This window comes from Bacillus sp. LL01, assembly GCF_001037965.1.
Genome location: NZ_LFEL01000030.1, coordinates 1 through 11673, shown reverse-complemented (window position 1 = coordinate 11673; position 11673 = coordinate 1). Strand labels below are relative to the sequence as shown.

General features: G+C 39.2%; 12 protein-coding genes. 1 reads left to right on the top strand and 11 read right to left on the bottom strand.

Annotated features, from left to right (window positions below; genetic code table 11):
- The 11 genes from AB685_RS22410 to rpmH all read right to left on the bottom strand — a co-directional run.
- A partial coding sequence (locus AB685_RS22410) for an aminotransferase class V-fold PLP-dependent enzyme (RefSeq protein WP_047972796.1) occupies positions 1-714 on the bottom strand: 714 nt, incomplete at its 3' end.
- Positions 715-787: 73 nt separating this feature from the next.
- A complete protein-coding gene (locus AB685_RS22405) occupies positions 788-1636 on the bottom strand; it encodes a ParB/RepB/Spo0J family partition protein (protein ID WP_047972795.1) in 849 nt (282 codons plus the stop codon).
- Positions 1629-2390: an AAA family ATPase gene (locus AB685_RS22400; RefSeq protein ID WP_047972794.1), complete on the bottom strand. Its 762-nt coding sequence runs from the start codon at positions 2388-2390 to the stop codon at positions 1629-1631. The genes AB685_RS22405 and AB685_RS22400 overlap by 8 nt, the downstream gene beginning before the upstream one ends.
- 206 nt (positions 2391-2596) lie before the next feature.
- Positions 2597-3436, bottom strand: coding sequence for a nucleoid occlusion protein (noc, locus tag AB685_RS22395; RefSeq protein WP_047972793.1), 840 nt, complete (start codon positions 3434-3436; stop codon positions 2597-2599).
- Between the two features lie 166 nt (positions 3437-3602).
- Positions 3603-4316 (bottom strand): 16S rRNA (guanine(527)-N(7))-methyltransferase RsmG, encoded by a 714-nt coding sequence (gene rsmG, locus AB685_RS22390; RefSeq protein ID WP_047972792.1) that lies wholly within the window; start codon positions 4314-4316, stop codon positions 3603-3605.
- 22 nt (positions 4317-4338) lie between these two features.
- Positions 4339-6225, bottom strand: a complete 1887-nt coding sequence (gene mnmG / locus AB685_RS22385; RefSeq protein WP_047972791.1) for a tRNA uridine-5-carboxymethylaminomethyl(34) synthesis enzyme MnmG — start codon at positions 6223-6225, stop codon at positions 4339-4341.
- Positions 6226-6249: 24 nt separating this feature from the next.
- The gene (mnmE, locus tag AB685_RS22380; protein ID WP_198530568.1) at positions 6250-7665 is read right to left on the bottom strand and encodes a tRNA uridine-5-carboxymethylaminomethyl(34) synthesis GTPase MnmE; all 1416 of its coding nucleotides are present in this window, start codon (positions 7663-7665) and stop codon (positions 6250-6252) included.
- Between the two features lie 163 nt (positions 7666-7828).
- On the bottom strand, positions 7829-8452 hold the full coding sequence (gene jag, locus AB685_RS22375) for an RNA-binding cell elongation regulator Jag/EloR (protein ID WP_047972790.1): 624 nt from the start codon (positions 8450-8452) through the stop codon (positions 7829-7831).
- Positions 8449-9216, bottom strand: a complete 768-nt coding sequence (spoIIIJ, locus tag AB685_RS22370) for a YidC family membrane integrase SpoIIIJ (RefSeq protein WP_047972789.1) — start codon at positions 9214-9216, stop codon at positions 8449-8451. Before spoIIIJ ends, jag begins: the two co-directional genes overlap by 4 nt.
- A gap of 106 nt (positions 9217-9322) precedes the next feature.
- Positions 9323-9682 carry a ribonuclease P protein component gene (rnpA, locus tag AB685_RS22365; protein WP_047972788.1) on the bottom strand — a complete coding sequence of 120 codons (360 nt, stop codon included), beginning with the start codon at positions 9680-9682 and terminating at the stop codon, positions 9323-9325.
- A 108-nt stretch (positions 9683-9790) separates the two neighbouring features.
- Positions 9791-9928 (bottom strand): 50S ribosomal protein L34, encoded by a 138-nt coding sequence (rpmH, locus tag AB685_RS22360; protein ID WP_047972787.1) that lies wholly within the window; start codon positions 9926-9928, stop codon positions 9791-9793.
- Between the two features lie 629 nt (positions 9929-10557).
- On the opposite strand from rpmH, the gene dnaA reads away from it, so the two are divergent.
- On the top strand, positions 10558-11673 hold a 1116-nt coding region (gene dnaA / locus AB685_RS22355), incomplete at its 3' end, for a chromosomal replication initiator protein DnaA (RefSeq protein WP_047972786.1).

Here is an 11673-nt window from a genome sequence, read left to right as displayed (position 1 = left end):
CGGTTGTTCGCTACTTTCAGAGTAGCTCCCCGTTCCACCATGCATTAAAGGTTCGAGATTATAATCTTTTTTAGAAAGCAAAACCCCTGTCCCTTGAGGTCCAAGCAAACTTTTATGTCCAGCAAATGCTAATAGGTCAATACCATCTCTCTCCATATCAATCGAGATCGTTCCGGCTGTTTGCGAAGCATCGACAATCAATATAGCTCCTACTCTTTTTGCTAGTTTAGAAACAGCTTGGATGTCTACAATTGCCCCAGTTACGTTGGAGGCATGCGAGATCACAATCGCTTTTGTTTTACTTGTTACTGCCTCGTTCATTTCCACCATAGAAATAATGCCGTCATCATTTGGTTTTATATAAKACGTTTCTATTTGCTTGGTTTGTGTCAATCTATGAACGGGACGTAAAACCGAATTATGTTCAAAGGCAGTCGTGACAATTTGGTCACCAGCTACAAATGGAAAACCACCTATCGCTTGATTAAGAGCCAWCGTCGCATYTTGGTAAAACCACACATGCTTTCCACTTGGCGCATTAAAAAACGTGGCAATTTCTTTTCTAGCCTCTTGAATGACCATTCTCGCTCTTTCCGCTAATTGATGGCCACCTCGCCCAGGATTCGCTGCATATTCATTCACTGCCTCAAGCATCGCTTCACCAACAGTTGCAGGTTTAGGGTAAGAGGAAGCAGCGTGATCGAAATAAATCATTAGGACTCTCCTTTATAAAAATGATAGAAAAAGAAGTCATCATTTTCGTTGATGACTCCTTCATACTCAATCTTCAAGATTGCTCTGATTGTAACAATGTTAAAATACGTTCAAGGTCATCTTCAGAAAAATAATCAATTTCAATTTTCCCTTTGTTTTTTCCAGGCTTAATGGAAACCGATGTACCAAAACGTGAACGTAAGTAGTCTTGATGTTCTTTTAATTGCGGGGTTAGTTGAATCTTCTTACGTGATGTTTCACGTGAAACACGATCATTTAATTGATTCACTAACTCTTCTACCTCACGCACACTTAAACGATCTTCAATTATCTTTTCAATTAAGATCGAAAGCTTTTGTTTATCTTTAACACCAAGCAAAGCTCTGCCATGCCCCATTGATAAAGTTCCCTCAGAAATGAATTCCTGAACAACCTTTGGCAATTGAAGTAAGCGAATATGATTTGCAATATGCGGGCGGCTCATACCAAGTCGACTAGCTAATTGCTCTTGCGTGTAATTGAGATGTTCCATTAACTTTTCGTAGGCCATCGCCTCTTCAATAGGATTTAAATCTTCGCGCTGCAGGTTCTCAATTAAAGCAAGTTCCATCATCTTCTGTTCATCAAGTTCACGTACAACAACTGGAACGGTTTTGAGTCCAGCTTTTTGGGCTGCTCTATACCTTCTTTCACCTACAACGATTTCATACCCTTTAATACTCTTTCTGGCAATGATTGGTTGTAGGATACCATGGCTTTTAATAGAATCTGCCAGCTCAGAAATGGCTTTATCTGAAAAAAGTTTACGTGGTTGATAAGGGTTAGGCCTCAACTCGTTTATAGCCATTTCCTGTACTTGATCTTGCTGTTCATTATTCTCTGGAAAAAACGCTTGTAATCCTTTGCCTAATCCTTTAGCCACTAGACACCACTTCCTTTGCTAAATCTACATATACATGGGCACCACGTGATTTCGCATCATAAATGATAATCGGTTTACCGTGACTAGGTGCTTCTCCCAAACGAACATTTCTAGGAATGATCGTATCGAACACTTTTTCACGAAAATATTTTTTCACTTCATCAATTACTTGAATACCTAAATTTGTACGAGCATCTAGCATCGTTAATAACACACCTTCAATGGCTAGGTCCGTATTCAAATGCTTTTGCACAAGTCGAACTGTATTTAAAAGCTGACTTAATCCTTCTAATGCGTAATATTCACACTGAACAGGAATGAGCACGCTATCTGAAGCAGTTAGAGCATTGATGGTCAAGAGCCCTAAAGACGGCGGACAATCAATAAAAATATAATCATAGTCTTTAGCGACAGGTTGTAGAGCTCGCTTCAAGCGAACTTCCCTTGAAATCGTTGGAACTAACTCTATTTCTGCTCCTGATAGTTGAATAGTTGAAGGCAGTACATGTAGATTCTCTACAGTTGTTTGTTTGATCACTTTACTTGCCTCAACATCTTCAACTAAAATATCGTAGACACATTCATCTACGTCACCCTTTTCGACACCAACCCCACTCGTTGCATTTCCTTGAGGATCTATGTCGACTAATAAAACTTTTTTCCCAATATAAGCTAAACAAGCACTTAGATTGACAGCAGTTGTTGTCTTGCCAACGCCACCTTTTTGATTTGCTACAGCAATGACTTTAGCCATGCTGTMACCCACTTTCTGTTCACCTTACTTTATCTCTAGCTATATCACACATGTTGTATGAGCAGGTTGATTTAATAGATAAGTTTCACTTCATTTTAACATAGTTTCTATTGAAAATTTTAGAAAGTTGCGTGAGTTTAAAATTTCTTTCGATGTCATACAAATTCGTTTTTCCTCATAAAAATAATCTATCGAAAATCGATAGATTATTTCTTCGGTATACGAATAGTAAATTGATAGAATTCGTCGTTTTCTTCCTCATCAGCATCAACGTGCAATCCACTTTTTAAGACCATATCTACTGATTGACGGATTGTATTCATCGCAATTCTCATGTCTTTTGAATAAGACTTACGAGTTGCTTTTTTCTTAGGTTCAGCTTGACCATCTAAGTGCATACGTACTTTTTCTTCGGTTTGCTTCACATTTAAATGCTTCTCGACAATCTCTTCAAGAAGCTTTACTTGGAGCTCTTCGTCTTTTAAAGCGAGTAATGCTCTTGCATGACGTTCTGATATATGACGTTCTAAAATAGCATGCTGGACTGTCTCAGGCAGATGAAGCAGACGTAATTTATTCGCGACGGTCGATTGACCTTTGCCTAATCGTTGCGCMAAGCTTTCCTGTGTTAGTCCATGAAGTTCAATTAATTTCGCATACGCAATTGCTTCTTCAATCGAAGTTAATCCCTCACGCTGCAGGTTTTCAATTAAAGCAATAGATGCTGTTTGAGAATCGTTGAATTCCTTAACTAAAGCAGGAATCTTCTCCCAACCAAGCTTTGTAACAGCTCTCCACCTACGTTCACCTGCAATTAATTCATACTTCCCATCGCGTTCACGTACAACAATTGGCTGAATGACTCCATGTGTGCGGATTGTTTGAGCAAGCTCCTCGATCCGCTCTTCATCAAATACAGTCCGTGGTTGAAAACGGTTCGGAACAATATCTGCAATCGCAATTTGTTGTACTTCTTCATTTCCACTCGCTTCAACCTCTTCATGCTTATCACTAAAGCCAAATAGGCGTGAAAACGGTTGCTTCATCGCCTGACACCACCTTCTGATAATAACCGTCTTGCTATATTCGACAGAGACTGCCTAGTTCCTTCTTTTATTCCTAGTTCTTTTATATCCTGCTTACTCCATACCGTCAAGTAAAACCTTACATATTGACCGAGGGAGAAAGGTCATGTTTCATGTGAAACATGACCTATAATGGTTGTTTATTTGGTGTTCCCGGCTTTCTAGGATATTTCTTTTTCGTTGCTTTTTGTTTTTCAATGACTGTGATATGACGCTCACTTTCTTCAATTGGCAATTTAAAGGTATAGTCCTTTTTCACTTTTGCTCCTAATTGCTTCAAGGCATTTTCAGCATCTGCTAACTCACCTTCTGCTCCTGCACCTTTCATCGCAATAAAGTCTCCGCCTACTTTAACAAGTGGTATGCACAGCTCAGCTAATACTGACATTCTAGCGACTGCACGTGCAGTCACGATATCATACTGTTCTCTATGAGCAGGATTTTGCCCAAATGTCTCTGCACGATCATGATAAAAGGCTACCCCTTCTAATTCAAGCTCTGTTGCTAGATGCTCTAAAAATCCTATACGCTTTTTAAGAGAATCAACAATACTAACATGTAAATCAGGGTAGATTATTTTCAGTGGAATGCTAGGAAAGCCTGCACCTGCACCCACATCAATGATTTTTTGTCCCGCTTCAAATGAATAGAAGAAACCGGCGGAAATAGAATCATAAAAATGCTTAATATATACATCTTCTTCGCTCGTTAAGGCCGTAAGATTCATTTTTTCGTTCCATTCCACCAATATTTCAAAATAACGATCAAATTGATGCAATTGCTTAGCTGATAATTCAATCCCTTGTTCCTTCACTAATGATACAAATACGTCTTTACTCATACATAGCCTCCATTACAAGCCTTTACTTAATCTTCGCCAATCTCCCTTGTTCTAAATACACAAGTAAAATCGAAATATCAGCTGGATTCACCCCTGATACCCTTGATGCTTGTCCGACTGATAGAGGACGTACTTCGCTTAACTTCTGCCTTGCCTCGGTCGCTAATCCATTAATGGCATGATAATCAAGATCCTCAGGAATCTTCTTATTTTCCATTTTTTTCGAACGCTCTACTTGTTGAAGTTGTTTTTCGATATAACCTTCATACTTCACTTGTATCTCAACTTGCTCGCCTACATCCTCACTAATAGGTGTATCTGGTGCAGGGATGATTCTAGCCACATTAGGATACGTTAACTCAGGACGTTTTAATAACAGTGATGCACGAACCGCTTCTTGCAGCGGTGTAGATCCTACTTCTTCAAGTAATGCAGCCACTTCATCCGAAGGCTTAATAATGATCTTTTCTAGACGTTTCTTTTCAGCTGCAATTTCTGTTTTTTTCGCTTCAAATCGCTTAAAGCGATCTTCACTTACTAAGCCAATCTCGTAGCCTTTCTCTGTTAAACGCAAGTCCGCATTATCATGACGTAACAAGAGGCGGTACTCTGCACGAGATGTTAATAAACGGTACGGTTCGTTTGTTCCTTTTGTAATCAAATCATCAATCAGTACACCAATATACGCCTCTGAACGATCTAAAATCAAACCTTCATGTCCTTGGGCCTTACGAGCTGCATTAATACCAGCCATAATTCCTTGACCAGCAGCTTCCTCATAACCAGATGTACCATTGATTTGACCTGCAGTAAATAAACCAGGAACCTTTTTCGTTTCTAGTGTAGGCCATAATTGCGTAGGTACAATGGCATCATATTCAATCGCATAACCAGGGCGCATCATGCGGACATTTTCAAGGCCAGGAATGGATTTAAGGATATTTAATTGAACATCTTCTGGTAAACTTGTTGATAAACCTTGAACGTAAACTTCCGCTGTATTCCTACCTTCTGGCTCTAAGAAGATTTGATGACGAGGTTTGTCATTGAAACGTACAATTTTATCCTCAATAGAAGGACAATAACGAGGACCTGTTCCTTCAATCATTCCAGAGTACATTGGAGAACGAGATAAGTTATTGTTAATAATTTGATGAGTCTCTTCACCGGTATAGGTTAACCAGCATGGCAATTGATCGGTGATGTATTTAGTGGTTTCATATGAAAATGCACGTGGTACATCATCACCAGGTTGAATTTCTGTTTTATCATAGTCAATTGTATTTCCGTTCACTCGAGGCGGCGTTCCTGTTTTGAAACGTACCATATCAAAACCAAGCTCTTGTAAGTGGTACGATAGCTGCACCGATGGCTGCATGTTATTAGGGCCACTCTCATAAGCAAGCTCACCTAAAATAATTTTCCCACGTAAGTAAGTTCCAGTTGTAATCACAACGGATTTACTACGATACTCAGCTCCCGTGTTCGTAATAACACCTCTGCATTCTCCGTCTTCAATAATAAGGCGCTCCACCATGCCTTGACGAAGAAGCAAATTCTTTTCTTCCTCAATTGTTTTCTTCATTTCATGTTGATATAAAAATTTATCAGCTTGTGCGCGCAATGCACGAACTGCAGGACCTTTCCCTGTATTCAACATTCTCATTTGAATATGTGTTTTATCAATATTACGAGCCATTTCCCCACCTAGAGCGTCAATTTCACGAACGACAATTCCTTTTGCAGGACCTCCAACCGAAGGATTACATGGCATAAATGCCACAGCATCTAAATTCAGTGTCAACATCAATGTATTTGCCCCCATACGCGCAGACGCTAGTCCAGCTTCTACCCCTGCATGGCCTGCACCTACAACGATGACGTCAAATTCTCCACCATTATAACTCATCTGAAAACCTCCTTTTTTAATTAATTATTTCCCTAAACAAAATTGGGAGAACAGTTGATCGATCAAGCTTTCATGCACACTATCGCCAATAATTTCACCTAAAAGCTCCCACGTTCTTGTAATGTCAATTTGAATAAGATCAATAGGAACACCCATATCAATGGCAGCCATTGCATCTTGAATGGTTGACTTTGCTTGTTCAAGTAGTGCGATATGACGCGAATTAGATACATATGTTGCATCCCCGCCCTCTAAATCACCTTCAAAAAATAAGGAGGCAATCGCAGCTTCGAGCTCATCTACACCTTCATCCTTAATGAGAGAAGTCGTCACAACTGGACGCCCTTCAGCTAATTGCTTCACTCGTCCTAGATCAATTTTCCGCTCTACATCTGTTTTATTAACAATCACGATAACATTTAAATGTTTAACCGCTTCAAATAAAGCTTCATCTTCTTTAGACAATTGTTCACCGTGGTTTAAAACAAGTAAAATTAATTCGGCTTCTTTTAGCACCTGTCTAGATCTTTCGACACCAATTCTTTCGACCATATCCTCTGTCTCTCTAATTCCAGCAGTATCGACAAGCTTTAATGGTACACCTCGTACATTTACATACTCTTCAATTACATCTCTAGTTGTACCAGCAATATCTGTTACAATTGCTTTTTCTTCGTGGACTAAACTATTTAACAAAGAAGATTTACCAACATTCGGACGACCGATGATGACCGTCGATAAGCCTTCACGTAAAATCTTTCCTTGGTTTGCTGTGGCAAGTAGCTTATCAATTTCCTGTTCTACAAAGCTGGCCTTTTCAATTAATAACTCATGAGTCATGACTTCAGCATCATACTCTGGATAATCAATGTTCACTTCTACATGTGCAACTGTTTCTAGTAGCGCTTGTCGTAGTGTTGAAATTTTCTTTGAAAGACGCCCCTCGACTTGTCCGAGTGCTACATTCATTGCCTTATCTGTTTTCGCACGAATTAAGTCCATAACTCCCTCAGCTTGAGATAGATCAATTCGACCATTTAAAAAAGCYCGTTTCGTAAATTCACCAGGTTCAGCCAATCTAGCACCATGTTTTAAAGCTAATTGTAGAACTTTATTAACCGATACGAGCCCACCATGACAGTTAATCTCAACGACATCTTCACGCGTAAAAGTCCGGGGTGCCCTCATGATCGACACCATTGCTTCTTCAACTCGTACGTCTTGGTCCATAATATAGCCGTACACAATTGTATGAGAAGCTACTTCCTCTAACGGCTTTGGCCCTTGATAAATCTTATCTGCAATCGTAACCGCCTGATCACCGCTTAATCGTACAATTCCTATAGCACCTTCTCCAAGCGCAGTAGAAATCGCTGCTATCGTATCAAATTCCACTATGTTCACCTCACAGTCTTTCCTTTTTCCTTCTATTGTTAACATCTATCTTATCTTTGCATACTCATTAAAAAGTAACTCCTAAATGTTTAGAATAGCACAAGCATCTTCTAAAAGCTATGTCAGAAGCTTGATCTTTCTTCTACATTATGCTTAGTACTAACCAGAGAAAAAGGATGACTCACTTTGAGCCATCCTCGTTCTTCATTTATTTAGGGCCGACGACAATATGTCGTTCGCGTCCCTTTCCCTTCGAGTACGTTTCGACACCTGCAGCAGCCTGCAAGGCAGAATGAATGACTTTACGTTCTTGCGCACTCATCGGTTCTAGTGAAACGGGCTTATTGATTGCTTTTGCTTTTTCGGCTACACGCAGTGCAAGCTGAAAAAGGGCTTCTCTACGTCTTTCGCGATAATTTTCTGCGTCGACTTCAATGGCAACATAATCTGCGTCTTTGTGACGATTAGCGACTAGATTCGTTAAATAATCTAAGGATTCCAGCGTTTGCCCTCGCTTTCCAATCACGCGACCCATATCTTCTGTGCTTTTCAAGTCAAAACGAGTTTTCCCTTGACCTTCACTTTGCTCAATTGTAGCCGGAACTCCCATTAAAGAAATGGTTGTTTCTAGAAATGAATAAGCTTCCATGATTGGATCAGGTTTGATGTGAGCTTCAATTGTTGCGGGTCTTGATCCAAGAAAGCCTAGAAATCCTTTTTTCGGTTCTTCGACAACTCGATACGAAAGACGCGCTTCCGTCGTTTCAAGTTCCAACAATGCTTTTTTTACAGCTTCTTCAATCGTCGTACCTGATACAGTCACATGGGTCACTTTTTCTTCCCTCCTGCAGTAGCTTCAGCTGTTTTGCTTTTTCCAACATTCGGTCCTGTAATAAAGTATGTTTGAGTAATCATTACAAGGTTACCTACTACCCAGTAAAGTGTTAGAGCTGCTGGGAAGAACATGGCAAAGACAAAAATCATAACTGGCATTACATATAGAAGAATCTTCATTTGCGGATTGTCCGTTACCATCATCATCTTTTGTTGGATGAATGTTGTGATACCTGCAACAATCGGTAAGACAAACGGATCTGGTGCTCCTAATTCAAACCAAAGGAATGAGTAGTTACCAATTACATCTGTACGCATAATCGCGTGATAAAAAGCAAGTAAGATTGGCATCTGCACCAATAGAGGTAAGCAACCAGCTAGTGGATTTACACCACGCTCTTGGAACATAGCCATCATTTCTTGTTGTAGTTTTTGTTGAGTTTTTTGATCTTTAGCACTGTATTTTTCACGAAGCTTTTGCATCTCCGGTTGGATTGCTTGCATCGCCTTTGCACTCTTGGTTTGCTTGATCATTAGTGGAAGAATTAATAGACGTAATAAAATCGTTACGACAATAATAGACAGACCGTAACTATTTAACAATTCTCCAAAATAAATGATGAGCCAAGATAGTGGGTAAACAAAATATGAATTCCAGAACCCTTCACTATCTCTTGTGATTGGTTGATCAATGTCAAAACATCCAGTCATAACAAAGAGCAGACCAATTATCATTGTTATTAGTCCAAACTTCTTGAGCACGAGCTCTCCTCCTTGTCCATMTTCGTTCTATTTATATGAACGCACGTACCAATCAGAACAGTTCACTGATAATCTACAATATTATTATAATGAATAGATCCGATTCTTAATGTGACGTATGATCCTTCTTTTTTATATGGCGTGCTTTTTTCAGCACATGTTTTAAACTAGATTCGACTTGATGAAAGTCCATTTCAGCAACTGGGTGTCTTGCAATAATGACAAAATCATAATTTGGCGGAAGCTCTTCTTGATAAGTTTGGAATACTGTTCTCACATACCGTTTAATACGATTGCGAACAACAGCATTCCCGACTTTTTTACTTACGGACAACCCAATTCGAAAATTAGCTTGTCCCTCTTTTTTCAAGGAATACAGTACAAATTGCCGATTGGCAACGGACTGACCTTTTTTAAATACGGACGAGAACTCTTCGTTTTTCTTGATCCGTTGCTCTTTTCTCATGTACGTACACCTCAAACACTCAAAAGATTATCTGAACTTAAATCTTCAACATTCTACTTAGATCTTCCTTCTTTTAGAAGTAGAAAAAGACCACTGACATTCAGTGGCCTATGCAGATAATACTTTTCTTCCTTTACGACGACGACGAGCTAATACATTACGGCCGTTTTTAGTACTCATACGCGTACGGAAACCGTGTACTTTTTTACGTTTACGATTATTCGGYTGGAAAGTTGGTTTTCCCATTTATTACACCTCCCTGAGGATACTTTCTAAAGACATTCTTGTAAATTATAAGAAACATGAGGTGCAGTTGTCAAGATAAGTTTTTAAATTACCAAACAACCCTACTCGATCTTCAGCTATTAACCGATCCATTTATTTATTCTCCTCTATTGTACACCAAACTTCTACATTCTCCAAAAAATCATGTGGATAACTTATTTTCGACATTTTTCGGTCTATCCTCAACTTTATCGACATCTTATTCACATATCTTGTGTTGTGGACAAGTTCAAAACACAAGATCCTGTGCTATGTGGATAAATACAAGAAAGCGTTGCGGGAGTACTGTTTTTTTGCTATGATTAATATGTTTTCACTCGTGGATAGCCTAATTCCACCTTAATATTGTCCACAACCTGTGGGTAAACTTGTGGACAATTTTTTACGACTGTTTAATACCTTGTCCACAGGATGTCTATAAATGTTTAAAAGTTATTTTCCTACTATATTATATCACTCTCCACATTTGGGGTGTGTATGGATATTTATTCACTGATTCCTGGGCGTTGTACAAAGGTTTTACAGCGGCTTTTTATGGTGAATGGAAAACGAGTCACTTAAAGAAACGGTTAAAAAGGAGGGTACGTCGGTTGGAGAATATACATGATTTATGGGAACGAGCTTTAGCTGAAATGGAGAAAAAAGTGAGTAAGCCTAGTTATGAGACATGGCTTAAATCAACTAAAGCCAATGACATWMAAAACGATGTCATAACCATTACAGCACCAAATGAATTTGCTCGGGACTGGCTAGAGGAGCATTATGCCGGACTAACCTCCGATACAATAGAACAATTAACGGGAGCCCGCTTAATTCCGAGATTTGTCATCCCTCAAAATGAACTTGAGGATGATTTTTTAATTGAGCCACCTAAAAAGAAAAAGCCAGTACCAGATACTAATGGTAATAGTAACGGCACTAAAACAATGTTAAATGACAAATACACATTTGATACATTTGTTATTGGTTCTGGGAACCGGTTTGCACATGCCGCTTCGCTCGCTGTGGCCGAAGCACCAGCTAAAGCTTATAATCCTCTATTTATTTACGGGGGCGTAGGACTTGGCAGTACTCACTTAATGCATGCAATTGGGCATTATGTGATGGATCACAATCCAAATGCAAAAGTGGTCTATCTTTCATCAGAGAAGTTCACAAATGAATTTATTAATTCCATTCGTGATAACAAAGCGGTTAACTTTCGCAATAAGTATCGCAATGTAGATGTCCTGCTTATTGATGATATTCAGTTCTTAGCTGGAAAAGAACAAACACAAGAAGAATTTTTCCATACATTTAATGCATTACATGAGGAATCAAAGCAAATAGTCATTTCAAGTGATCGACCGCCTAAAGAAATTCCGACGCTCGAGGATCGTTTGCGTTCTAGGTTTGAGTGGGGCCTTATTACCGACATTACACCGCCTGACTTAGAAACGCGTATTGCGATCTTGAGAAAGAAAGCAAAGGCTGAAAACTTAGATATTCCAAATGAAGTCATGCTCTATATCGCCAATCAAATTGATACTAATATTAGAGAGTTAGAAGGAGCACTCATCYGGGTAGTCGCTTATTCTTCTTTAATTAATCAAGATATGAACGCCGACTTGGCAGCTGAAGCTCTAAAAGATATTATTCCGAATTCCAAGCCGAAAATATTAACGATTACCGATATTCAGAAATTGGTAGGTGAGTTCTACCATGTG